A 25,413-nucleotide genomic window follows, 5' to 3' on the forward strand; every position below is an offset into this window, starting at 1 on the left:
AAGATAAAATAGGAGGCGAAAATAGGTAATTTGAATCATCTAATGAGCATTACCGTACCCTTTTTGAAGATTTCGCCTGTGCATGGAGTCCACGCCCTGACGAACCAGACAAAGATATCGGCCTTTTGGGGGACCCCGTTGAAATAGCCATCCCAGCCTTTGGATGGATCGGTGGTAGTGAAGACCCTTGCGCCCCACCTGTCATATACCGAGAACTCGTACAATTTCAGCGTGCTCCTGGTGTCGATCCTGAACAGATCGTTGTGACCATCTCCATTAGGGCTGAATGCATTCGGTAAATAAAACGAAGGGTCGCCTGTTTTGGAGAAAACGACAGTGATCGAATCAAGGGCAGCGCATCCAAGGGAATTGAACGCCTTGACCGTGTAGGTGGTCGTTTCGATGGGGATGGCGATAGGGCTGGAAGTATTAGGATTATCCAGGCTGGCAGCGGGTGTCCATTGATAAGTGCTGCCGCCTGTGGCTGCAAGATGTGTAGTGCCGCTGAGGCAATCCACGTCATTCGACTTGGAAAGCCTGATCGTGGGAAGCGGGTCTATGAATAGATTGACGAAGCGATCGGTCGACCAGTTACAAACGGTATCCGAGATCTTCACCGAATATAGAACAGACGCGCCGGGGGTAGCAATTGGATTGCTGATGGTGGGATCACTAAGCCCTGCAGCCGGTGTCCATACATACGTATCTCCGCCTTTGGAGCGCAGCTGAACAGGAGATGGTATGCAATAGGAAGTATCATCCGGGCTGGCCACCGCGCTGTCCTGCGAGTGAAAAGATATCTGAATGGTGTCCTTACGTATCTCGTTACAGTAGTCGGTCGCCTGGACGAAATAAACACCGGAGCGGGAGGTGGAGTAAGTTTGTAACTGGCTATTGTCCTGCCAGCGGTAATCTTTAAATATCGTTCCTGCATCCAACACGACATTAGCAGGATGGCATAGGATGGTATCGTTACCGAGGTGGATGGAATCCGGGGACGGCGCGACAAATACTTCAACGGAATCCGACAAGAGGGAGCAGACCGCGTTCTTCGTGGCTTTTATTTTAAAGTGACCGCCTGCCTGGAAGTTAACCCTTGCAAATGTATCGTTCACCATTCTCACATTCGTACCTGGCGGAAATGCCCAGTTGATGGTCCCGTTGCAGAGATTAGCCAGCGAGATCTTATAGTCGGATGTATCCCTGGTGCTGCAGATCGTGTCCTTTCCGCTGAGGAGGATCTGTTTGCAGACGGGGGCAAAACAAAGCGAATCTATGAGAAAGTTAAAGCCGGTGGTATTTACTACAATAGGCGGGGAGACAAAATTATAAGCGTTGACATTGGTCCATGTAAAGGGCGCCTGCGAAGAGGACATCGCCTGGGTGGAAGCGGTTACGGGCTGGTTGTTACAATATTCAAACTCACCGTCGGCGTTTAATTTTATGACCAGGGCATGATTGTTTTCGCTGCCCACGAGCCAGATGGTGGAATCGGCTGCTTCGATGGCCGAGTATAGGAGAAAAGGGTTGGTTGAATTGAACCTATGGGTAGCCAAAAGATTGTTGTTCTTATCAAAACGATACAGGTATCCCTCATTGCCCCCGGCGGAGGAGCCAGATACAATATAACCACTGTCATGCGTCAGCCACAGGCCGTTGAAATAAAAATTATTATAGGGCGTAATGTTTATTTTAAATGCGCCGGCAATATTGAAGAAGGTATCCACCATGAGAAAGCCTTCCTGCATCAGTCCATAGGAGGAGAAGTCGATGATGTGCATGCCTATGCGATACTGGTCGAGGGTGGGTTGTATCTTAGGAGCGAAAAACCCTCTTCCGTCGACATTGTAAGCGGCGGAGCTATAAATGGCGCCCGTCGGCAGGGAAAATTTAACAATGATACCCGAGTATTGCCCTGGATTTTGTGAGTCTCCGCAAACGACGACCGTATCTCCCTTCTGGAAGAGGGAGAATGCGTCTTCATTGATGGAAAAATCCAGCCGTTGGCTCCATTGGATATTTCCGGTGGTTCCCAGTTTTGTGACCATCCAATCAGAAGTGCCCAGTCCTGAATAATTCGATCCGCAGACAACAAATCCATTGTCACTGGTGCTCATGATGTCCAGTCCCAGGCTGTAGCCGCTGCTCTCCCCCAATTTCACCGACCATTGCAGGACGCCCGACGGATCGATGTTCATCGCGATCGTTTCTCCCGCGGGGTTGCCATAGGATCTTGTGCTGCCTGTGATCAGGATATTGCCATTGCCGGCCAGCCTGATCTTCCTGATCTCCTCATCTCCCCCTCCGCCGTAGGTTTTATTCCAGAGGATCGTGCCGTCATTTTTCATCCTTGTCAAAAAGATATCCCAACCCCCGGCTCCCACGCTGTAGATCTGTCCGGCCAGTATCTTATCTCCTCCGGGCAATTGGACAATATCATAAATGAATTCGCTACCCGGGCCTTTGAGGGAAAACTTAAAGGTTTTTTGACATTGAGCCTGAACTTTTGCAGCAGCGGCAGTGATGAGTAAGAATATGCAGAATAGGAGACGGTAGTTGGACCTGGTCATTTGTTGACTTGAACGGTTAAAACGGGTTATCCGGCGTGAATATACAAGTGATATTCAGCTTATTAAAGAAAATTAGCATGAATATTTAATCTTGATTGATTTTCAGTAAATTATATTGTAAGAAAAAACGCCGTCCGTGTGAGCTGTCCACAAAAGATAAAAAAAAGGCCGCCAGGGTGAGCGGCGGCCTGCGACAGCGTTGTTTGTACATGGGTTCGTCGGAAGCACTAAAGGACAGGTCTGAAAGGATAGGTCGGCAATGGTAATGGTAAACAGGAAAAATTTATGGATTTACTAATCTGCTCTTTGTATCCCGGTACTGTTTCATCACTAACCGAAGCATCGTCTCCTCGTCCAGTTCACAGAACTTGGCGATGAGAAACAGATCCTTCAGGATAAACTCTTCGACATTCGTCATCAGCTCATTAAAACGATCGACCTTCTTCCCAAGATCATTTGCGACCCTGGTCTTGGGAATGAATTTGAAAATGTCGCTGAACACTTCAATCTTTCCGGCTTCCACCATCGGCTTGACAAGTGAATAACGGTGATCGCGATGGGTCATAAAAAAGAAAAAGTTTATATATTTTTTTGTTATTTCAAAGGAATGGATTTATTCGCTGATTTTGCCGCTTACTGAAATATACTCTTTTAAAAAAGCCCTATTATTCAGCAGGTCGCTCCTGATTATTCGGTTGTTCATTGCTGTTATCATCCCTGCCGGCTAACTTTATTGCCTTATATTATACCTGATGACACAGCTGAAAAATCTTCTCCATTCTGCGGGTTGATCCGTTGTCCGGGGTTATCCACATCCACATATTCTTTTTTACTTATCCGATGTGGTTCATTCGCCTGAAATGTAAGAGCAGTGTACGTTCTGTCGTTACAAAGATACTAATATATTTAGTAACATAGTGCTAATATTTTTGGGATTCTCCCTAGCTTTGTAACACAAGAACTTACGATGTACCTCTGCAAGACCTATTTCAGTTTTAAGTACGGCACCTTCTCGACAGCGGAGGTGGTGAAGGCGGCAGTGGAAGCCGGCCTGTCTTCGCTGGCTTTGACCAATATCAACTCCACCTGCGATGCCTGGGACTTCGTGCAGTTCTGCCAGGAGCAGGGGATCCGGCCCATCGTCGGTGTGGAGATCCGCAATGGACCCCGGCTGTTGTATAGCTTGCTGGCGGCAAACAATAAGGGATTCAGATGGATCAACGAATTCCTCTCGGAACATCTGACGCGGAAGAAACCATTTCCGGAAAACGCAGGTCCGATGGTCGATGGGTTTGTCATCTATCCGCTGGGCGGCAAAGCCCCGGAAGATCTGCTGGACAATGAGCGTATCGGCGTTCTGCCCTGCGAGGTGAATAAATTATTTCAGCTGCCCGTTGCCGTCTGTCCGGATAAGTGGATCATCCGGCAACCCGTGACGTTTCAGAACCGGGTCTATTATAATCTTCACCGGCTGTTGAGGGCAGTGGACCTGAATACCCTGCTGACAAAAGTCAAGCCGGAGGACCTGGCCGGCGAGGGGGAATATTTTCTTCCGCAGATGGAAGTGCTGGCCGCCTTCCGGCAGTATCCATTTATCATCACGAATACGTGCAGGCTATTCGACGCCTGCTCCATCGCGATGGAATTTGGCGGTGACAAGAATAAAAAGATCTACAGCGCCAGCCGGGAGGATGACCGGGTCCTGCTGGAAAAATTGGCCAGGGACGGTTGTTTATTTCGCTATGGCGTCAGCAGCCAGGCCCGTGAAAGGCTTAATAAAGAGCTGCGGATCATCGATCAGATGGGCTTTACCGCTTATTTCCTCATCACCTGGGACATGATCCGCTATGCACAGAGCAGGGGGTTCTATCATGTGGGCAGAGGCAGCGGCGCCAATTCCATCGTGGCCTATTGCCTGCAGATCACCGACGTGGACCCCATTGAGCTGGAACTGTATTTTGAACGATTCCTCAATCCGCACCGGACCAGTCCGCCGGACTTCGATATCGACTTCTCCTATCGCGAGCGGGATGAGATGATCGACTATATGATGAAGCGTTATGGAAAGCGTCATGTGGCCTTGCTGGGCATGTATTCCACTTTTCAGCACAACGCGATCATACGCGAGCTGGGAAAGGTGATGGGCCTACCCAAAGAGGAGATCGATCAGCTGTCGGCACGCGGATACGCCGGCGACAAGATCCACCGGGTGATCCTTCAGTATGGTAAATTGTTGCTGAACTTCCCTGCCACACTCAGCATCCACCCCGGCGGGATCCTCATCTCGGAAGAGCCGATATCCTGCTACGGGACCGTTCATATGCCGCCCAAGGGATTCTCCACGACCATGATGGATATGTTCGTCGCCGAGAACATCGGCCTGCACAAGCTGGATGTGCTGAGCCAGCGCGGCCTGGGGCATATCAAGGAATGTATGGAGCTGGTGAAGGCCAACAGAGGCGTCGATATCGATATACGCGCCATTGGAAAGTTCAAGCAGGACCCGGCGGTGAAGGAGCAACTGCGGAAAGGCCATACCATCGGCTGCTTCTATATAGAATCCCCGGCCATGCGTATGCTGATAAAAAAGCTGCGTTGTGACAACTATGAGACGCTGGTGGCCGCCAGCTCTATCATCCGGCCGGGCGTGGGGCGCAGTGGCATGATGGGACAATACATCCACCGCTATAACAACCCCGGGTCTTTCGAATATGCACATCCCAAGCTGAAAGAAGTGCTGGGATCCACCTATGGCGTCATGATCTACCAGGAACAGGTGATCCAGGTGGCGCACGAATGGGCAGGGCTGGACATGGCGGATGCAGACCTGCTGCGAAGGGCCATGAGCGGCAAATACAGGGGGAAAGGCAACCTTCCGATGCTGAAGGAAAAGTTCTACGCCAACTGCCTGGGGTTCGCCTATCCGCAGGAAGTGGTGGACGATGTCTGGCGGCAGATTGAAAGCTTTGCCGACTATAGTTTCTGTAAGGCGCACTCCGCCAGCTATGCCGTGGAGAGTTACCAGAGCCTGTTCTTAAAAACGTATTACCCCATGGAATTTGCAGTGGCAGTGATCAATAATTTCGGAGGCTTCTACAGCCGCGAGCTTTATTTCTATGAGCTGATGAAAGCAGGCGCCCGGGTGCACCGGCCCTGTGTCAATCAGAGCGATCACTATACCAATATCCATGGGTCGGACGCCTTCGTTGGATTGATCCATGTGAAGGGACTGGAGCAGGCGGCCATAGAAAAGATCCTGGGGGAGCGTGTGCGGGGCGGACTGTATACTTCCCTGGACGACTTCATCTCCCGGAGCGAGGTCCTGCCAGAACAACTGGAGCTGCTGATCCGGGTGAATGCCCTGCGTTTTACGGGAAAGAGCAAAAAAGAATTGCTGTGGGAAGGGGATTACCTGCAACGAAAAACCAGGATGCACAGCGCCGCATGCCAGCCTTTGTTCATGACGGCTCCCCTGACTTTCTCGTTGCCTGTATTACCCGGCTACCCCCTGGAAGATTGCTATGATGACATAGAGCTGCTGGGATTCCCCGTCTGTGATCCCTTTATCCTCGCAGCCGATGATCCGGCCCGCTACCTGGCGGCGAAAGACCTGCCGGCGCATGTGGGCAAGCAGGTGACAGTAATGGGTTATCATATCACCCATAAGCCCGTGCAGACCGTGAAAGGAGAGATGATGAGCTTTGGAACATTTTTAGATAGGCATAAGGATTGGATCGATACGGTGCATTTTCCGCCCGTGCATGCCGCGTATCCACCCCGTTCCGGCTTTTACAGGATCACCGGCAAGGTGACGGTGGAGTACGGCGTGTATAGCATCGAGGTGGAAAGGATGGAAAAGGTGGGGATCCGGAAAAGGAGTGAAAATTTGTAAATTGAGGGATGTATAACCCATTCCCGCTGTTGACCAGGGGGCTGCTGACGGATCAGATCGCCAAAGGCAAACGCTGGTTTGTCAGGCAATCCTTTGCCCGGGGCATGGAGGCGCGGCTGAAGGCGGCTTTCCTGATAAGAGGCTATGACGCGGAAGAGAAAGAGCTGGCTGAAAAGCATTTGGCCACGCTAAGTCATGACGGGAATGCTTTTCTCTATGATGGGGAAGTTGCTGCACATGTAGAGAAATTAGGCGTGGCGGCGGGACAGCCTTTTGGATATAAGATCTTTTATGCGGCTAAGAAAGGAGTGGATTGGCGGCCGCCTGCGGTTTACCAGCAGAAGATCCGGCGGTACATCGGGCGGTATCATCCGGGCTGGAGGGCTTCTAAAGAAGGGGATAAGATACAGGTAGGCTTGTACGAGGAATTCGGGGAACTTTTTATTAAATTTAGTCATGGGGGGGAAGAGGAGGTGGTGGGTTTGGAGATGATTGAAGGGTTTTAGGTTTTTTGGTTTTTTGAGGTGTTTTAGGTTTTTTGTGGTGCCGGCAGCTATGTGCCTTTCAGCGCTGTACTTTGGGTACCACTGGGCCTCGGTTCTTTATTGTGCGGAAAGTACTATCGGGCTATCGTACCTGAATCCGCTAGCCCAAAGATAAGGCGCTTCCAGGCCATAGCTGACCGGCGAGATTGTGCCCGCTGATTTGGCGGGGAGTGGCGCGATGGCGAGGTGAGACCATTTAATAATTTTAAAGTAGAATTATGTGTTTAGATATAGCCTTTTATTCCGCCTTGCAGCTGATAGACGATTATTTCCCTGACCTGGTCCATGACGGCGAGATCCGATTTGACCTGGACATGGGCATGCATTTCCTGGCGCTGGGGCATAACCGGTACCCCGTCGTTACTTTCGAGGACAACCGCTACCACCGGAAGAATTTTGAATGGGGCATCATCGCCGAGTATATGGACACGCCGGAAAAGGTGAAGGCCATGCGCAAATCCATGGTGAATGCCAGGAGCGAGAAGATCCTCGAGGACAAACGCTCTTTCTGGAACAGGATCCGGAAGAAGCGTTGCCTGATACCAGTGACGGGGATCTATGAACACCGGGAGATCAAGGGCTGGAAGAACAAGGTGCCTTATCATATAACACTAAAGGACCGGAGCATGTTCTGCCTGCCGGGCCTGTACCATTACAATACTAAAATACCATCCGACACCGAGACCGGGGAAGTGCGGGGCATGTTCACCCTCCTCACGCGGGCGGGCAATGAAGTGATGCGCCAGATCCATAATGGCGGGGCCAATGCTTTCCGGATGCCCCTGTTCCTGCCGAAGGAGATGGAAATGGCATGGCTCCGGCCGGACCTGACGGATGAAGAGATGCAGCAGATCCTGGATTATGAGATGCCTTCGGACCAGATCGTTCCCGTGCCGGTGTATAGCATACGCGGAAGGACGCCGCGGCCGGATGGGAAACCGAAGAATGCACCTTATAGTTATACGGACCTGCCGGCGTTGGGGAATGACCAGGGGCTGGTGCAGCAGGGGTTGTTTTAAGTGTGAATGGCAGCGCTAAAATAAATAAAACCCCCGGCACGTAGACGTGCCGGGGGCCATCATCCAGGTTGTTTAAAACGTCCTTCTTCTATTATCGCTTGATCAATTTCAAATTTCTTACAACATCCTCCTGCCTGACGGTGACAAAGTACATGCCTATGGGAAGGCTGCTGCCCAGCAACACAGTGCCATTGGCGGCTACATTCAGCCGGCGTTCAACCACCCTGCCTGCTACGTCCGTCACGACGATCGTAAGCGCCTTGTCGCTGCTGCTCCGCGTCACCAGTGTGAAATGATCGGAGGAAGGATTGGGCGTGGCCGTTACTTCGAGTTTGCCGGTGCTGGCCTTGTTATCGATCACGTTGGCCTTTTCCATCGCAACGACAAAGTTCTGCGCCGTCTGACCCGGTGACGGATGGCTGTAAGGGGATATCCTGGTAGAAGGGATCGGTCCTTCACCCACGCCATTGGGCATTACCCAGCCTACGGAAAGATAGTTGGCGCCTGCGCCTTGTTTGTGGAGGGTTTCGATATAGTAGCGTGCGCCCTGCACGAGCCGGATGGGGGCGGACTTTTGCGTGGGCGTGCTGGTCCAGTTGCGGAAGCCGGTGGGGGCCGCATTGTACGCTATCAGTACCTTGTGCGCCGTATCGTCGTCGGTGCTGAGATAGAGACCCGCCTGATCATCGGAGGCAATGTAAAAAGTGTAGTTGCCCGTCAGCGGCGCGCAGATGAAGCCGCTCACCCGGCCGCCGTAGTTGTCCCCGACATTGGCATATTCAAAAGTGCTGAGCTGTGCCGTGATGGAAGGATGATACGGATAAGCAGGGTTGCCGGTGAGATCCGCCACCTGGGTGCCGGGAATATTGGTATAACCTTCGCCCGTCAGCAGGCCCGTGGGCTTGCAGCCCGTAATGGTGACATGCACTGCGCCGGAGATGGCGGAGTCGCCGTTGCTGTCGAATGCTTTTGCCGTCAGCACATAGCTGCCGGGCGCCGCGTCGGAGTTGACGATGCTATAGGGAGCCGTGCTATCCGTGAGGAATTTCACGCCATGATCATAAAACTCCACCCTCGTAATGACGCCGTTCGTGGCGGACGCATCGGCGCTCAACGTGATGGGGCTGCCGGCGGCGAAGACGCTGGTGTCGGCAGGGCTGGTGATCGTGACGGTGGGATGGATGGGACCCAGCTGTAATCCTACCAGCACGGGATCGTGATCGGATGAGCGGAAAGCATCGGGCGCGTAGAGATAGGGTTGGTTGAATTCCTGGTTGTAGTCCTTTGCCACCGGCTCTTCCGCGTTGATGTTCCATTTACCCGCACCCGTCACCTGGGGAGCCAGGGAAGGCGTGGCGAAAGCATAATCCAATGCGCCGGACTGGCCGTCGAAGACATAGGAGAAAAGCCCGAAAGTGAGGTCCACTAATCCGCCTGCGCGGAGGATGTCGATGGGGTCTTCCTCTTCATAGGCATTGTAGTCGCCAACGCTGACAATGTCAGGGTCGCCCGACCGGCTCTTCACCGTATCGAGGAAGCTCAGCAGGGCAATGGCTTGTTGCTTACGGGTGGCATTGAAGCAGCTCTGTCCATCCAGCTGATCTGTATTAGCGCCCGAGGCGCCGCTGCAGCCTTTGGATTTGAAGTGGTTGATGACCAGGGAAAATTTCTCGCCTGTGCCGATGGCATTGAAAGTTTGTGCGAGGGGCGGCCTGTTATGGATGGGGTTGACATCTGCGAATGAAAGACCAACGGGAGTCACTTTACCCGGCTTGTAGATCATGGCCACTTTTATTTCGTCCGTGCCGGTGGTGCCATTGGCGCCGCCGGTGGGCGAGGGAACGATGGCATACGTGCCGGGCGCCGTGGCGGCATTCAGGCCGCTCACCAGGTCTGCGATCGCTGAAGTGGGACCGTCGCCATCGTTCTCGATCTCCGTCAATCCCAGCACGTCCGCATCCAATGCAACGATGGCGGCAATGATCTTGGCGCGCTGTCTGTTGAATTCCGCAAGGGTAGTGGCGCCCCTGGAAGTGGGAAATCCACCTCCCTGGCCGTCCCCGTTGAAATAGTTCAGTACGTTGAAGCTGCCTATTTTGATGCTGCCGGTTCCCACAGAAGGTACTGCCGGGCGGCGTGCGTAATGGAAGACCGGAGCGATCGAAGGTTGAAGACGATAGACGCTGAAATCAAAATCCAGCGCGCCCGTGAGGGCTGTCAATGTGCTGCCGATCCTGATCGTGTTGCCCGCGGAATCCAGGTAAGGGACGACGGGCGGATTTTGTACGTTGCTGCCATCATCCAGTAAGATCTGGCTCCGGAGGTTGAGGTCCGTCAGTGCGTTGACGGCAGCGAGATTGCTCGTCCCTGTGCTGGAAGTACCGGAGGCAGGATTGTCATTGGGATCGACGATATTGGTGGGCGTTATGAGCCGGCCGTTGGCGGATAGAAGGACTTCTCCATACCTGCCGGTGGTGAAGGTTTCCGAGACCGTCAATGTCTGCGGGAAACGCACCAGCATGCCTTCATAGCGCTCCAGGTCCGCCACCGCATTCACGGGCAGCGAAATGTCCACGGGAGGCATCAGGGGGTAGTTGGAGCTCAACACCGTGAGCGACGTAACGCTGCTGATCTCCGTTTTGTTAAAGGCTTCCGCCACCGTACCCGTGAGACGGACATGGTCGCCTACTTTCACAGGAAAGGAAGTATTAGAGATAAAGATCCCGTCAGAAGTGAGGATGTTGCCATCTCCGGAGGAGTCCTGGATAAAGAAGCCGCCCAGTTGCCCCGTCCCCTGGAAGTCCGCCGTAACGATGCCTTCCGTAGTAACGACGGCGCCAGTCAGGGGGCTGGCGTCCCCCGTGCCTTGAATGTCAAAGATGCGGGTGATCGCGCCAGTGCCGGTGGTGGCGCCTTGTACCGCGAGGCTGGTGGAAGCAGTGCCGCTGACGTGGGTGATATTGCCCGATTGGGTACCCGCTGCCGTGGGATTGAAGGTCACGTAGATGGCGACATTCCCTGCATTGACTTGTGCGACAGGGATGGTGAGCGCGTTCGTGTAAGGGCCGCCCGGGGTCAGCGATAATCCAAAGTTGGACAGGGAAGGGATGGTGACCGTGACATCCTCCGTCAGGCTGCTGCCATGAATGGTATAGGACTGTTCTGCAGCCGGCGTACCCACCGTCGTGGTGAAGCTCAGCGGAGAACCATTTACTATGATGGAAGGCCCTGCAGTGGCGCAAGCGGAAGTATGGACTCCCAGGCCGCTGAAATCATCCGTTGCAAATCCGTCCCACTGGGCTGCCGGGTCGAAAACGTCCGAAGGATTGGTGTCTCCTGCGCAGACGGAAGCTTTACGCCTTAATGTATTGTCGGCGGTGGATACGAGGCCCGAGCCCCATTCCGTGCCCGGATCGACACCCACCTGCCCGATGGCGTCAACGATCGTGCCGCTGGCGCCGCCTTTGCGCAGCACGATGGCATCGTCCCCATTGTAAAAGCTGGCGGAGCTGGTCTGGTTCACAAAAGAGGAAGAAGCAAAGCTTGCCGAAGCCTGAGCAAGGACAAACACGCCGTTGGGGGCCACCGTACCTGTCAGCGAAATGGTGGTGCTGGCTGTGGTGGAACCATTGAAGTACATCTGTATCACGTAGTTCCCGGCGGTGAGGTCGATCGTCCCTCCCGTACCGTTGTAAAATTCGAGGGCTTTGTTATTGCTGCTGCCTTCCACGTACTCTGAAATGAAGAGGTCCGTGGGAGCTTGTGAAAAGGATCGGGTGATGGCAGCGAGAAAGAAGAAGAGAAACAGGGGCGTAAATTTCATTCTCATGATAGGTCTGTTAGTTAGACCTAAAACTAACCGGGCGATGTAATGGAATAGTTACCCGAAGATTATTTAAATGTGACTAATGGGGGTAGGAGATTGGCCACCGGGAGCATCCGTACCCCCTTGAAAAATAAAAATAATGTCGTAACTTCATTACTCACCAAATGAAAAGGAGGTATTCATGCAATCTACAGATAAATCATGGACACCCCGGGCTAATCTCTATTAGTTGGGATCGCTCCAAAAAATAATCTGCTGGCAATAGCGCCAGAGGAAGGCTGTCTCACTGAGGCGGCCTTCTTTTTTTTAGTGCTATTCCGACCGCAAGCTCTTCACGGGATTCGCCGTGGCCGCCCGCATCGCCTGGTGGCTCACCGTCAGCAAAGCGATCAGCAGCGCCGAGGCACCTGCCAGCGCGAAGATCCACCAGGAGAGGGTTACCCTATAGGCAAAATCATGCAGCCAGGCATTCATGGCATACCAGGCCAGGGGACCGGCGATGAGGAATGCGATGGTCACCAGCTGCAGGAAATCCCCGGCAAACAGGGAGATGATCTGTCCCAGCGAAGCGCCCAGCACTTTCCGGATGCCGATCTCCTTGACGCGCTGCTCCGCGGCAAACATCACCAGTCCCAGCAGGCCGAGACAGGAGATGACGATGGCCAGGAAGGCGAAGAGAATGGACAGCCGTGAAACGATCTGCTCGCTGGCATACATTTTTTTATATTCTTCATCCACAAACTGGTAGGCAAATGCATAGCCCGGGTTGATCTCCTTGTAGACTTTTTCCAGGCTGGCCAGGGCCACCGGTGTTTGACCGGGATAGGCGCGGGCCATGATGACGCCGAAGTATTCAAATTCTTTTACGTCCAGTATGACGGGCATGATGGGTTCATGGAGGCTACCGGTGTGATAGTCTTTCAGCACACCGATGATATGGCCTTTCTTTTTCCAGGCGGAGACCCATTTGCCGATGGGATCCTTCATGCCCATCCGCCGGACGGCCTCTTCGTTGACCATGAAGGCGTCGGAAGAGTCGGTGGCATTGAGGCGGGAGAAGGGGCGGCCTTGCACTGTCGTCAGGTGCATCATTTTGACGAAGTCAAATCCCACGCTGGCAGGCTTGAAGCCCACCTGATCGTGGGGACCCTTGCCTTCCCAGTTGATGGCATCCGCTGTCAGGAAGTCCATGGAGTGGGGCGTTTCCGTGCTGCGGTCGATGACCTGGATGCCCGGCATGGTCGAGGCGCGCTGCTTGAAGAGCTGGTACTTGTCTATATTCGAAAGGGCGCCTTCGATCCGGATATAAATGAGGTTGTCACGATCATAGCCCAGGTTGGTATTTTGAACATAGCGGGTCTGCCGCACGATGACGATGGTAGCGATGAGGAAGACGATGCTGAGGACGAACTGGAAGATGGTGAGACCTTTGCGGAACCAGATAGCGCTTTGTGTAAACCGGAAGATGCCTTTCAACGTGCGGATGGGTTGCAGGGAGGAAAGGTAGAGGGCCGGGTAGGAGCCGGCGATGAGGCCCGTCGTCAGGGTGATGCCCAGCAAGGTGGTCCAGAAGGTAAGCTGGGAGAGGGGAAGGGTGATGTGTTTACCGGTGAATTGATTAAAGGCGGGCAGCAGCAGGAACAGTAATAAAAGGGATGTCAGCATGGCCAGCAGGGCGAAGAGCATGGATTCCCCGAAGAACTGACCCAGGAGATGGGCGCGGGTGGAGCCCACCACTTTGCGCAGGCCTACTTCCTTTGCCCGGCGAACGCTGCGGGCCGTCGCCAGGTTCATAAAATTAATACAGGCGATGAGCAGGATGAAGATGGCCACGCTGCTGAATATGCGCACGTATTGGATACGGCCGGCGGACGGCTTGCCATTGACAAAGACGCTGTGAAGATACTGGTCGGCTACTGGCTGCAAACCTACACGGATCGTGGTGCCTTTGTCCAGGGGACCCAGCCGGGTCTGTAAATGGCGATTGATATTCAACTCCGCCTTTGCAAGGTCTGCGCCCGGCTTCAGCTGTACATAGGTGTGAAATTCGTTGGAAGGAAATTCTATGTGCAGCTGTCTTTGCGCATCCCAGTTGATGAGATAATCGAATTTCATCTGGCTGTTGGAAGGCAGGTCTTCGAAGACGGCGGCGATGTTGAAATTTATTTTGTTCTCGAATCTGACCATCCTCCCCATGGCTTCGTGGGGACTGCCAAAGAAGAGACCGGCCATTTTGCGGGAGATGGCGATGCTATAGATGTCTTTCAGCGCGGAAGAGGGACTGCCTTCAATCAGGGGGAAGCTGAACATGTGGAAGAAATCGGCTCCTGCGCGGGAGCCTTCCAGCTTCATGATCTTGTCACCCACCTGGAAGGTTTCGGCATGGCCCCAGGGCAGGATATAGCCCGCATTGTAAAAGGCGGCGTATTGAACTTCCGGGACATTGCCTTTCACATCGTCCAGCAGGAGATGGGTCACGCTGTCATAACGGAGAGGCGTAGTATAAGTGCCGTAGACATTGCCGCTGGCGGTAGCTGTCTGATAAACGGCGAACAGCTCTTTCCCGTTGCGATGGAAATTGTCCACGCTCTTTTCATCCTGCACCCAGAGGAGGATGAAGAGACAGCAGGTGAGGCCCATGGCGATGCCGAGGACATTGATGGCGGCGTATCCTTTATGACGGATGATATTGCGCCAGGCGATCGTCAGATAGCTTTTAAGCATAGGAAGTTTATTAAGATCTATTCAGTTCTTAAGCTTTTCGAGGGGTTCATCGTCGCGGCGCGCAGGGACTGGAAGCTCACGGTCAGCAGGGTGACCAGGAGGATACCGATGCCGGAGGCAGCGAAGATCCACCAGGAGATCTTCGTGTGGTATACATAGCCTTCCAGCCATTTGTTCATGGCGTACCAGGCCACGGGCATCGCGATGCAGAAGGAAAGGACCACCAGTTTTAAGAAGTCCTTCGAAAGCAGGCCCCAGAGCCGGAAGACGCCGGCCCCCAGGACCTTTCGTACCCCGATCTCCTTGGTGCGTTGTTCCGCCACAAAAGAGGCCAGGCCGAACAGCCCGATGCAGGAGATGAAGATGGCCAGGGAGGTAAAGACGGATGCCAGGTTGCCGATGCGTCGCTCGCTCTCGAACTTGGCAGCGTATTCGTCATCGCTGAAATTATAGACGAAGGGATTGCCCGGGTTATATTTCTTGAAAACGGATTCCATGCCGGCGAGGGCCTGGCTGGTGGAAAGACCCGGCGCCAGGCGGGCTATGAGAATGTCCCGATACATATCGCCCAGGAAGATGGCAGGCTCCACCTTCTCGAACGGAGAGTTGGTGACCATATCGTTGACGACACCGATGACCGTATAGTTCTTCCCCCAGAATTTCACTCTTTCGCCGATGGGGTTGGGGATGCCCATGACCTTGGCGGCCGTATCGTTGAGGATCAGAGCGTTGGAATCCGTAGGGAAATCGCGGCTAAAGTCGCGGCCTTGCAGGACATGCCAGCCGATGGTCTTACCGAAATCCCGGGTCACGTTGACATTGCGGAAGAAGATGGCGTCCTGGTCAGGTGTTTTACCCCGCCAGTAGAGGCTGTTGTTATTGTTGAAATTCGTAGGCTTCATGGAGCTGGCCGCGACATTTACAACTACTCCTTTCTGTAAGAGATCCTCGCGGATGGCGTCATAGTGATCGTAGAGACTGGGAGTATTCATATACACCGTCACCAGTCCTTCCCGGGTATATCCTACGGGTCGATCTTGTGCAAAACTGATCTGCCGGAAGACGATGATGGTTCCGATGATGAGGGTGAGGGATACGGAGAACTGGAGCACCACCAGGACTTTGCGCGGCAGGGAGGCATAGCGACCGGCACGGAAGGTCCCTTTAAGCACCTGCACGGGGTCAAAGCGGGAAAGGTAGAAGGCAGGGTAGCTGCCGGCAATGATGCCGGTGAAAAGGATAAAGGCGGCGGCCGCCAGCCAGAAGGGCAGGCTGTTCCAGGGAAAGGTCATTTCTTTTGCGGCCACAACATTAAAGAAAGGCAGGGAAAGGCTGGCCAGGAGGATGGAGAGGAGGAAGGCCAGAAAGGTGATGAGGATCGATTCGCTGAGGAACTGGGCGATGAGCTGTCTTTTCAGCGAGCCCATTGTTTTGCGGATCCCTACTTCTTTCGCTCTTTTTTCGCTGCGGGCCGTGGAGAGGTTCATGAAGTTGATGCAGGCCAGCAGCAGCACGAAGGAGCCGATGATGCCGAAGAGCCAGACGAACTGGATGCGGCCGCCATCGGGTCGGCCCTGCCTGTTGAACTCATTGTAAAGATGCGCTTTGTCCAGTGGATAGAGCATGGCTTCTTCTTTCCATTCCTTGACATGAGAAGTGGGTAAACTTTTGATCCGGGCGGTAGCCTGCCCGGCCGTGACGCCATCGGCCAGCTCGACATAGAGGCTGCCGTTGTGGTCGGCCCAGTTGGTATTGGTGACGCGGTAGTTATTTTCCTTATTATACCAGGGCATTACCAGCTTGACGCCGGCAAAGGAGGTATTATGCGGCAGGTCCTGATAGACACCGCCTACCCTGAACTGGAGCCTGTTGTTGATCTGAATGTTCTTGTTGATAGGATCGTCATTGCCAAACAGTGCCGTGGCCAGGGACTGGGAGATCAGCGCTGTAGAAGGGTCGTCAGCCGCGGCGATGGAGCCTTTCACCATTTGAAAGGTGAACATTTCAGGCAGCTCTTTCTGGGCCCAGATGCCTTGGATGTTCAATTTCTTGTCACCGTAGCCGACGAGCCGATCGCCTGACCAGCACATGAGCGCTGTCCTTGTGAAGAGGTCTTTATAGGTGTTCAATGCATATCCCAGGGGCATGGTGACTGTTTCTCCGACGTAGGTCTCTCCCCGGGCCGATTGGACAGCCATGCCCTGGGCGATGCGGCTGTGGCGGGTGTGGTAGTGGTCGAAAGACAGCTCATCTGCGATCCAGAGACCGATGACGAGGGCGATGGCCAGGCCTGTGGCGAGGCCTGCGATATTGATGATGGAGGAGGTCCTGTTCTTCAGGAGATTGCGCCAGGCGATGCGGAAATAGTTTTTGAGCATGGTGATGGCTGGTTATGGAATCTCCGCGGCGAAAAAGATGCCGGAATGGTAAGCGATTGATAATTATTTGGTTAGGGGTGAGGTTGCGCTGAGCACTGTACGTTTTCGATACTATTGGCGTCCGTCTGTGTGAAGGTGGGCGGTTTTTGGGGGGTTAAAAAGGGCATAAAATAAAGAAGCATCAAGCCTTTTTCGGTATTTCAACTTTCGTTGTTGTACTTACTGACCCGATGCTCCTGTGAGTTGTTTCCATCTTTTTATAGATTTCCACTTCTCAAATTGATCTGCTTCTTTCGGTTGATTGATTTCTGCTTCTCAATTTCTATATCTAAGATACATCACTGAAGATACCTTTTCCAAATTTTTCTTGTCTTCGTTATACACCCGTTATGCACTTAGTTATGCACATAATCCTTTGCTGGCAAGGGTTTTCAGTGATTTATTGAAATGTTCGAATGAGAGAATGCTTTAGGGAGCAACGCCCAAAAGACCGGCGCTGACCGGGAGGTCGCGGCGCTCGTCCAGGGTGGAAGGGTTGACAGGGTAGGCAAGGTCTTTGCGTTGCAGGTAGGCGGGGTCGTTAGCTGCTTCGGAAAGCGTATTCACCCATTGGAGTAGTCGCTTTCCTTTTGCTGGTATATGTTTTGAATAAGCTATTGTAAAACATGCTATGAAAAGACTATATCAATTCGGGGCCGGGCTGGGTATCCTGGTAGCTTTGGCCTGCAACTCCTCACCCGACAGCGTGAAGGAGGCCCGGAAGGCGAACGATTCCATTACGGATACCCTGTCGAAGAAGCAATCTGTCACGGACTCCTCTATGGCCGTGCCTTCCAAACAGGACGCCGACTTTATGGTGAAGGCGGCCAGTGGAGGGATGCTGGAAGTCGAGCTGGGGAAACTGGCGCAGTCCAATGGCGGTAGACAAGGCGTGAAGGATTTCGGCGCGATGATGGTGCAGGATCATGGGAAAGGTGGGGAGACATTGAAGTCGCTGGCTGCCGGCAAGCGGATCGTTCTGCCGGATTCCGTTTCCAACGATCAGAAGAAGGAACGGGAAGACCTGATGAAAAAGCAGGGGAGCGAATTCGACCGGAGCTATATCACGTTGATGGTGAAAGATCATAAGGAGGATATCGACGAGTTTGAAAAGGCGGCTAAAAATGCAAACGATCCGGACATCAGGGCTTTTGCACAAAATGCGCTGCCGATGCTGCATCATCACCTGGATTCCGCACAGCGCCTGGATAAGAAGATCGGCAGAAAGCTTTCAGGACCGAAGACTGCGCCGCCATATCAGTGATGGATCAGCGAAAATATGAGGGGTCTTCCGGCTGGAAGACCCTTTTACATTGGTGTAGTGTTGGTTTATTGCCCGTGATAATCCCCCAGCTCATTGGGATAGTACGTGCCATTTTCAAGAGTGTACGAGCACGTATCATACGACGTCGTGCAATAGTAACCGGGTGAGACAGGTGCGAATCCTCCGCCAGAGCGATGATACAGCGATTGCTTGTGTAGAGGCTTTTTGGGGCTGGTTGCAAATGCGGCGATGGTGGCAACGATGACGGCTGTCGACAAAGTGAAGGCCTTTACTTTTTTCATGATAACAAGATTTGGTTTGAAATAAAAAGTTACGAAGACCGGCGGGAATGGCCTCGGTATAAGCGTTTACCCTAGGGTGAGGGCCTGGGAGGAGGTAAGTAATAATTAATTACGGAGCAGGAAAAGCGGTGGTGGGGGACGGATTTTTCTTCTGGGTTGGTTTGGATGCTGTCCTGCTGAAGAGCCCGGGAAGAAGGAAGGCTGCCTTGACCATGGTCTTCATCATGAACCAGGTGGCTTTGGCGGTGAATTTCAGTACCTTTTTCATGGGAGGGATCAGATGGTCATATTGGTGGAGGTCGGTCTTTTGCGTTTTTTGTTCGTGGTCCAGCTGGTGGGGATCGAAATAACCCTGTCCGCTGTTGTGGTGGATATACCTGGATCTGGAGTCGTTGGACGTTGCTGTCTGTGGGATCATAATGGTAGTGCTTTGGTTAGGTGAATGTGAAAATAATGCCAGGGTGAAAGGATTGATTTTTAATCACTTGAAAAGCGGAAGGCCCCGGGTAAGTGGAAGGAATTACCCAGGTGGGGAACGAGGTGGTATAGGCGTGGAGAGCGTTAGGCCGTCAGAACAGGCCGTTGGTGTGTTGAGACTGGGGGAATCTCTTGAAAATCTTAACTTGCGACCCTTATGAATAAAGCCTATGTCATCGATGCCATCCGGACGCCTGTAGGGAAGTACGGGGGCGGTCTCAGCTCTATCCGGCCGGACGACCTGCTGGCCCATGTAGTTCGTCAATTGCTGGTGCGTAATCCGGGGATCGACCCTGCCGCGATCGAAGACCTCATCGCCGGGGACGCCAACCAGGCGGGGGAGGACAATCGCAATGTGGCCCGTATGGCGGCCCTGCTGGCGGGCCTTCCCGTGACGGTCGCCGGGAATACCGTGAACCGGCTGTGCGCTTCGGGACTGCAGGCCATCATGGATGCTGCCCGGGCGATCATGTGTGACGAAGGGGAGCTGTATATCGCCGGGGGGGTGGAAAGTATGACCCGGGCGCCGTTTGTGATGGGTAAATCGACCCATGCTTTCAATCGCAATGCAGAGATCTTCGACTCGACCATCGGATGGCGATTTGTGAATAAGAAGCTGACCGATCAATATTACCCTTACTCGATGGGCGAGACGGCGGAGAATATCGCCAGGCAGTGGAAGATCGGAAGGGAGGAGCAGGATGCTTTCGGGCTGGCGTCCCAGGAGAAATATTTTACGGCCCTGGCGGCCGGCTTGTGGAAGGAGGAGATTGCCCCGGTGGAGGTTTTGGGCGGCAAGGAAGAGAAGATCTTTTTTGAAAGGGACGAACAGCCAAGGATTACGTCGATGGAGAAGATGGCAGCCCTCCGGCCCGCTTTTGCGAAGGATGGGTCGGTGACGGCTGGTAATTCCTCGGGCATCAATGACGGGGCGGCGGCCATGCTGCTGGCCAGCGAGGCAGCTGTTCGCAAATACCATTTAAAACCCATTGCCCGGATCGTCAGCATGGCGGTGGCGGGTGTGGACCCCTCCATCATGGGGATCGGTCCTGTGCCGGCTACGCAGAAAGCGTTGCAGCGTGCGGGGCTTTCCGTAAAGGACCTGGACCTGATAGAGCTGAATGAAGCTTTTGCCGTACAGGCCCTGGCTTGCATCCGCGACCTGGGGCTGGATACGTCCAGGATCAATGTCAATGGGGGCAGTATTGCCATTGGTCACCCGCTGGGTTGCAGCGGTGTACGCATTTCCACCACCTTGCTGCACGAAATGCGGCGGCGGGATGTCCGCTATGCGCTGGCCACCATGTGCGTAGGCGTGGGCCAGGGGGCGGCGGTGGTGTATGAGAAAATATAGGCCCGGGTTTAGGCGTTATAGATGGGCATAAAGCTGTCTATGGAATTCCGAGCCCCGACTGTATACTATAAAAAGAACCCAAAGGCCAGGATCTCCGGCGTGGGGGCGGTCCTGCTGGTAGCGGCTGTTTTCCTCACATTGATGGACGGCTACGAGAAATTTGCGCTCTGGACCTTTGGAGCCTCCATTCTTATCTTCTTCATCGGCGTTGTTGTAACAAAAGGCGATCTGACGAATGTCGGGGTTGCCAATGCCATTCAGCTGGCGGTGAGCACTGAAGGCATTCGGATAGGGAATGCCTATTACCCAATGGGTCAGATCAACAATATTGAGTTTGATATTGAAGGATATGCCGGCATGCATGCTCCGAGCATTGCAATAGTCGGCGCGGAGTCGGATGGAATGGGTAATCATTTGCGGTTTGAGCATACAGGCCAGCCCGTCGAGTGCAGGTTTTATCTCGGTGGACTGCAGCATGCGCAGCAACTGGGAATGTTATTCCGGACCTTTTACGAACAGCATGTTCCCTTTGTCGAAAGGAGGGGCCTTTACCGGACCTTTCTGCTGGAGCGGATGTCGGAAAAGGAATTGAAGGAAAACCTTTTAAAATTTTAGGATAACTATGGAATTCCGTACCAAGATGGTGATCATGGTCACCAAGAAAAAAGCGACCCTGGCTTATGTCGGATTGGGGATCGCCGTCATTTCTCTCTTTCTCCTGCTGATACCTTCCATGCGTGTATTCGTCACGCCAGCCTTTGTCATCGGGGTGGTGACGGTGCTGATCGGGGCCTATATCGCAAAGGGAGATATAGCGGCCTTCGGGCTTTCCGACGGGGACCTGGTGCTGACCGAGCAGGCGATCCGGCTGGGAGAGGAGTATTATTCTCTCCGGGAGGTGAAGCAACTGGATTTCGACATAAACGGGTATGCGGGAATGAAAGACCCCGCCTCGGCCTATGAATTGGATGGCATGAGCAACCGGGTGTCCTTCAAGTGCAAGGGGCAAACGATCGAGCGCATGTTCTATCTCAACAGCAAGGAGCATGTAAGACAGCTGGGGGAGGTCTTCAAACTGCTGTATGAAAAGCATATACCTTTTGTGGAAAGGACGGGACGCACGAGGACGTACCTGTTCCGGGACCTGGACGCGGCAGGCCTGGCGGACTTCAAGAAGAAGTACGGGTATATGTAAGGGTTACCCTTCTAATGCAGCAGTTTAAAGATGCTGCGCAGGCTGTTCTCCGACGCGTCAGCCATTTTCAACTCAATATAAGTTTCCGACTTTGTGCCGTCCACCAGGCGGCCACCGGCGATGGTCAGCCGATCCAGTGCATTCATGAAGTGCAGCATTTGCTGTGTCTTGGACGAGGGCTGGGCGCTCATTCCCTGTAAGTAAGCCGCTACGGCCTTGATGTCCACCACAACGCTGACGGGTGCGCCGGCAACGTGATCCGACACCAGCTCCGTACTTCTCCGGGTGGTGTTGCTGAAATAGCTGTCCGTCCGTTGTTTGTTGCTGCTGACCACCAGGATATTATCCTTTAAGGTATAGGCGGTCTTCATCTTGCCGAACATGCCTTTGCCGCCGGATGCGGAGTCTTTTGACAGGGGCAGCTTGCTGGTCAGTTTCATGAAAGTACCCAGGTCATTGATGGTCGTAACAAAATAGACGAAGGGTTCTTTGTATTGCGTTGTATCGCCTGCCGGTGCGGAAGGCGCCACGGCTGCCAACAGGAAATCCCCTTTGAATGCTTTTGGTATGTCGGTGACAGCGAAGCCCAGGCTGGACAGTGCAGAGTCCGCCTTGTCACGGAGCTTATACTGCTCGAGCAGGTCTGTCAGGGCGGACAGATCCAAGTGAAGGTTGATCATTCCCAGCAGGTCCTTACCGGGCAGGCGGGCTATCAGGTCGGTATTGAGGGGGCGGCTGTTGAATTTTTTGAGGAGGGCCACGGAGTCCTTCTCCATGGTGATGAGGGTGCGCATGACGATCTTGCCGGCGTCAAAGCGGATGGCCGTGAGTAAATGGCGCTGCGAGGTCTTCGATCTGCCGGTCAGCGCATCGGACATGCCCTGGTTCTTCTTGCCCATCGTCTTTAGCATCGTAGCGAGTCCGGAGCCCTGGGGCGCCCAAATGTGGAAGTCGGCGTCGTCGGAGAAGCCGGCCAGGAAATCAGGATCGGTGGTGTAGATGGAGCTGGGAAAACCCTGGAGGGCGGCGACGCTTCTTCTGGCGGCAAACAGCGCGGAGTTGAAGGAAGGCGCAACGGTCACCGCTTTTTTGTCGCCGGGGGCCGTTTTCGCGGCATCTGCTGCGGGCTTGTCAAGCGTCACGATCGTAAAGACGGCCAGCTTATTGTCGTAGGCGACGGACATTTTATCCTTGCCGACCGCGCGGCCCTGGGGAAGGCGGAAGGTGCGGATGTCGGTTCCTTTGCGGACGAGCGCACCGAATTTTCCGGAATCGGCGAGATGCAGGATGACGGTGATAAAGCTGGCGCTGTCGGCTTTGGCGACTTTGCCGCTGTGTGCGACGAAGATGTCCTGGTTGATGTCAATGCCAGCCTCTGCCGGGGCTTTCAGCAAGCCCATCATTTCCTGGTCGCTGCCGGACTTGGAAGGGGGGATATTCGAGATGATCTCGTTCCAGCTGAGCTTGGATGTGAGGACGGGCAGGTTGATATGGTAGATCTCTTTGGCATTCGGTGGGAGATGCCGGAAGAGGGGGTTAATGGTCTGGGCGGAGGCGGAAGTTGCGATGAAAAACAAAAGGATTGCTAACGGGCGATAAGGGGATAGAGATCTTTTCATAGATAGATGAACTTTGGTTGTAAAAGTTGAGGGTAAAGATAAAAATCTTAATGGTCTGTGAAAGTTTTTTGGGACAACTATCCGGAAATTCCGGATAGTTGGTCCTTTATAGGTGAGCAGTTCGAAATTTTCGAATAGTTGGACTGGGTGGGCGGTATCCCGGATTAGAAGCCGAACTGCAACAGCTCTTCAAAGCTGTAGGTCGTCTGCTGGCCATTGCTGAGGTCTTTTAGTTTGCATTGGCGGCTGGCCAGCTCTTCGCTGCCGAGGATGGCGACATACCGGATGCCTTTCTTTTCGGCGTATTTGAATTGTTTGTCGAATTTGGCATGTTCGTGATAGAGTTCAGCGGGGATGCCTTTTGCCCGGATCTGCTGAAGCAGGCCGAAGGCGGTGCGGGATTCGGCGTCGCCCAGGTTGAAGAAGAGCAGTTTTGTGCCTGCGTGCACGTCGTTGGGGAAAAGCTGCAGCTCTTCCATCACGTCATAGATGCGGTCCACTCCGAAAGAAATGCCTACGCCCGGGATATTGGGTACGCCGAAGAGGCCGGTGAGGTCGTCATAGCGGCCGCCGCCGCCGATGCTGCCCATTTTGGCGGTGGTAGCTTTTACCTCGAAAATGGTGCCTGTGTAGTAGTTCAGGCCCCGGGCGAGGGTGAGATCGATGTTTAGAGCTGCGAGCGGCGAGCTTTGAGCTTCGAGCTGGGAGTTTTGAGCTGTGAGCTCTGAGCTGTGAGCTTCGAGGGGGTATTTTAAGAGATATTCGAGTTCGGCGATGCCTTTCAGGCCCGTTTCGTTGTTGGCGAAGAGGGTTTTCAGGGTTTCGAGCTTGGTTTGGTTATCGCCGGCGATGTTCAGGTATTGTTCGATGGCTGCGATCTGGTCGTTGAGAAGGCCCCGTTGGGCCAGCTCTTCCTTCACCTTTTCCAGTCCGATCTTGTCGAGCTTGTCGATGGCGACGGTGATGTCCGTCATTTTTTCGGGTCCGCCGCAGACTTCGGCCAGGGCGGCCAGGATCTTGCGGTTGTTGATCCTGATCTCGACGGGGATGCCCAGCAGCTGGAAGGATTGGCGGTAGATGGCCGCCAGCTCGACCTCGTTGAGGAGGGACTGGCTGCCTACCACGTCGGCGTCGCACTGGTAGAATTCGCGGTAGCGGCCTTTCTGGGGTTTGTCGGCGCGCCAGACGGGCTGCATCTGGAAGCGTTTGAAAGGAAAGGTCAGCTGTCCGTGGTTCATGGCGACCCATCGGGCGAAAGGGATGGTGAGGTCATAGCGGAGGGCCCGCTCGGTGAGGTCTTTATCATTTTTGCCGTCGAGGACTTTCTCGAAGGCTTTGCGGGCCTTTTCTATGTTCTTGGGGTCGCCCAGGCCATTGTTGAGGATCTTGAAGATGAGCTTGTCGCCTTCGTCGCCATATTTACCCATGAGGGTTTCCAACTGTTCCATGGCGGGGGTCTCCAGGGGCTGGAAGCCATAGCGCTCGAAAACGGTGCGGATGGTATTGAAGATGTAGCTTCTTTTGCGGACGGTGGCGGGCCCGAAGTCACGGGTGCCCTGGGGCAGGGATGGTTTTAAGCTGCTCATAATTTGGGGGATTGGGAGGATCCGGGTCCTGTGGTGGATGAGGTAGTTCCCGATCCGGTGGAGGATGGGGTAGATCCCGATACGATGGATGGAGTACCGGATGAAGCGTTCTGTCCGTATTTTTCGATGATCTTGTCCGCGGCGGCGTCGATCATTTTATAGACTTCGTGATAGCCGGGCTCCGAGCCGTAGTAGGGATCGGGGACGTCCTCATTTTTGCCGGGGTGAAGCTCGTTCAATAAGAGTTCCACCTTAGATGGGTCGAAGGAACGGCCGGCGATGCGCCTCATTTCATGGACCACGTCTTCGGCCATGGCATATATTTTGTCAAAACGTTGAAAATCATTGGCGTTGAATTTTCGGGCCCTTTGCTGACTGATGTCGATGCCTTTGGCCCGCGCCACTTTTTGAGAAAGAGGGTGCGGGGCTTCACCAATGTGATAGCCATTGGTGCCGGCGCTGTCCACTTTCCAGGTAAGGCCGGCGGCCCGGGCTTTTTCCTGGAGAATGCCTTCCGCCAGCGGGCTGCGGCAGATGTTGCCGAGACATACCATTAAAAAGGAGCTGGCCGGTGTGTTTAAAAGGGAGCTGGCCGGTGTGTTCATGTAAGAATGGGCTTGTTC

18 protein-coding genes are annotated in these 25,413 nt (G+C 53.8%); 7 read left to right on the plus strand and 11 right to left on the minus strand.

Annotated features, from left to right (window positions below; translation table 11 throughout):
- Window positions 1–35: 35 nt before the first annotated feature.
- Both Q4E93_RS21545 and Q4E93_RS21550 read right to left on the minus strand, forming a co-directional pair.
- Complete coding sequence (locus Q4E93_RS21545; protein WP_303588774.1) at window positions 36–2,570, minus strand: T9SS type B sorting domain-containing protein; 2,535 nt, start codon at window positions 2,568–2,570, stop codon at window positions 36–38.
- A gap of 283 nt (window positions 2,571–2,853) precedes the next feature.
- The gene (locus Q4E93_RS21550; RefSeq protein WP_303588776.1) at window positions 2,854–3,135 is read right to left on the minus strand and encodes a hypothetical protein; all 282 of its coding nucleotides are present in this window, start codon (window positions 3,133–3,135) and stop codon (window positions 2,854–2,856) included.
- Window positions 3,136–3,537: 402 nt separating this feature from the next.
- Here Q4E93_RS21550 and Q4E93_RS21555 point away from each other — a divergent pair, with 402 nt between their 5' ends.
- The 3 genes from Q4E93_RS21555 (at window position 3,538) to Q4E93_RS21565 (ending at window position 8,026) form a co-directional block, all read left to right on the plus strand.
- Window positions 3,538–6,462, plus strand: a complete 2,925-nt coding sequence (locus tag Q4E93_RS21555; RefSeq protein ID WP_303588779.1) for a DNA polymerase III subunit alpha — start codon at window positions 3,538–3,540, stop codon at window positions 6,460–6,462.
- 8 nt (window positions 6,463–6,470) lie between these two features.
- Complete coding sequence (locus tag Q4E93_RS21560; RefSeq protein WP_303588781.1) at window positions 6,471–6,968, plus strand: hypothetical protein; 498 nt, start codon at window positions 6,471–6,473, stop codon at window positions 6,966–6,968.
- Window positions 6,969–7,225: 257 nt separating this feature from the next.
- Window positions 7,226–8,026 carry an SOS response-associated peptidase gene (locus tag Q4E93_RS21565; RefSeq protein WP_303588783.1) on the plus strand — a complete coding sequence of 267 codons (801 nt, stop codon included), beginning with the start codon at window positions 7,226–7,228 and terminating at the stop codon, window positions 8,024–8,026.
- Between the two features lie 91 nt (window positions 8,027–8,117).
- Here Q4E93_RS21565 and Q4E93_RS21570 read toward each other — a convergent pair whose 3' ends face one another.
- The 4 genes from Q4E93_RS21570 to Q4E93_RS21585 form a co-directional block, all read right to left on the minus strand.
- Entirely contained in the window at window positions 8,118–11,855 is a 3,738-nt protein-coding gene (locus Q4E93_RS21570; protein ID WP_303588784.1) for an ExeM/NucH family extracellular endonuclease, read from the minus strand.
- Window positions 11,856–12,164: 309 nt separating this feature from the next.
- Window positions 12,165–14,576 carry an ABC transporter permease gene (locus Q4E93_RS21575; protein ID WP_303588786.1) on the minus strand — a complete coding sequence of 804 codons (2,412 nt, stop codon included), beginning with the start codon at window positions 14,574–14,576 and terminating at the stop codon, window positions 12,165–12,167.
- Between the two features lie 17 nt (window positions 14,577–14,593).
- Window positions 14,594–16,954 carry an ABC transporter permease gene (locus tag Q4E93_RS21580; protein WP_303588788.1) on the minus strand — a complete coding sequence of 787 codons (2,361 nt, stop codon included), beginning with the start codon at window positions 16,952–16,954 and terminating at the stop codon, window positions 14,594–14,596.
- A gap of 468 nt (window positions 16,955–17,422) precedes the next feature.
- The gene (locus tag Q4E93_RS21585; RefSeq protein ID WP_303588790.1) at window positions 17,423–17,560 is read right to left on the minus strand and encodes a hypothetical protein; all 138 of its coding nucleotides are present in this window, start codon (window positions 17,558–17,560) and stop codon (window positions 17,423–17,425) included.
- A gap of 64 nt (window positions 17,561–17,624) precedes the next feature.
- Here Q4E93_RS21585 and Q4E93_RS21590 point away from each other — a divergent pair, with 64 nt between their 5' ends.
- Window positions 17,625–18,257, plus strand: a complete 633-nt coding sequence (locus tag Q4E93_RS21590) for a DUF4142 domain-containing protein (RefSeq protein ID WP_303588792.1) — start codon at window positions 17,625–17,627, stop codon at window positions 18,255–18,257.
- 65 nt (window positions 18,258–18,322) lie between these two features.
- Here Q4E93_RS21590 and Q4E93_RS21595 read toward each other — a convergent pair whose 3' ends face one another.
- A complete protein-coding gene (locus tag Q4E93_RS21595) occupies window positions 18,323–18,559 on the minus strand; it encodes a hypothetical protein (protein WP_303588793.1) in 237 nt (78 codons plus the stop codon).
- A gap of 109 nt (window positions 18,560–18,668) precedes the next feature.
- Entirely contained in the window at window positions 18,669–18,977 is a 309-nt protein-coding gene (locus Q4E93_RS21600; RefSeq protein WP_303588794.1) for a hypothetical protein, read from the minus strand.
- 216 nt (window positions 18,978–19,193) lie between these two features.
- Between Q4E93_RS21600 and Q4E93_RS21605 the strand changes: the two genes are divergently transcribed.
- Genes Q4E93_RS21605 through Q4E93_RS21615 form a run of 3 tightly spaced genes read left to right on the plus strand, consistent with a single transcriptional unit; the run spans window position 19,194 to window position 21,585 of the window.
- Entirely contained in the window at window positions 19,194–20,390 is a 1,197-nt protein-coding gene (locus tag Q4E93_RS21605) for an acetyl-CoA C-acyltransferase (RefSeq protein WP_303588796.1), read from the plus strand.
- Between the two features lie 39 nt (window positions 20,391–20,429).
- Window positions 20,430–21,005 carry a hypothetical protein gene (locus Q4E93_RS21610; protein ID WP_303588798.1) on the plus strand — a complete coding sequence of 192 codons (576 nt, stop codon included), beginning with the start codon at window positions 20,430–20,432 and terminating at the stop codon, window positions 21,003–21,005.
- Window positions 21,006–21,012: 7 nt separating this feature from the next.
- A complete protein-coding gene (locus Q4E93_RS21615; protein ID WP_303588799.1) occupies window positions 21,013–21,585 on the plus strand; it encodes a hypothetical protein in 573 nt (190 codons plus the stop codon).
- 11 nt (window positions 21,586–21,596) lie between these two features.
- Here the strand turns inward: Q4E93_RS21615 and Q4E93_RS21620 are convergent, their stop codons facing one another.
- The 3 genes from Q4E93_RS21620 to Q4E93_RS21630 all read right to left on the minus strand — a co-directional run bounded on the left by Q4E93_RS21620 (window position 21,597) and on the right by Q4E93_RS21630 (window position 25,395).
- On the minus strand, window positions 21,597–23,204 hold the full coding sequence (locus tag Q4E93_RS21620) for a DUF4836 family protein (RefSeq protein WP_303588800.1): 1,608 nt from the start codon (window positions 23,202–23,204) through the stop codon (window positions 21,597–21,599).
- A gap of 164 nt (window positions 23,205–23,368) precedes the next feature.
- A complete protein-coding gene (gene hisS, locus Q4E93_RS21625; RefSeq protein ID WP_303588801.1) occupies window positions 23,369–24,790 on the minus strand; it encodes a histidine--tRNA ligase in 1,422 nt (473 codons plus the stop codon).
- The gene (locus Q4E93_RS21630) at window positions 24,787–25,395 is read right to left on the minus strand and encodes a low molecular weight protein-tyrosine-phosphatase (protein WP_303588803.1); all 609 of its coding nucleotides are present in this window, start codon (window positions 25,393–25,395) and stop codon (window positions 24,787–24,789) included. The genes hisS and Q4E93_RS21630 overlap by 4 nt, the downstream gene beginning before the upstream one ends.
- Window positions 25,396–25,413: the final 18 nt, after the last annotated feature.

The sequence above is a fragment of the Flavitalea plasmicola genome, assembly GCF_030546645.1.
Lineage (GTDB): Bacteria > Bacteroidota > Bacteroidia > Chitinophagales > Chitinophagaceae > Puia.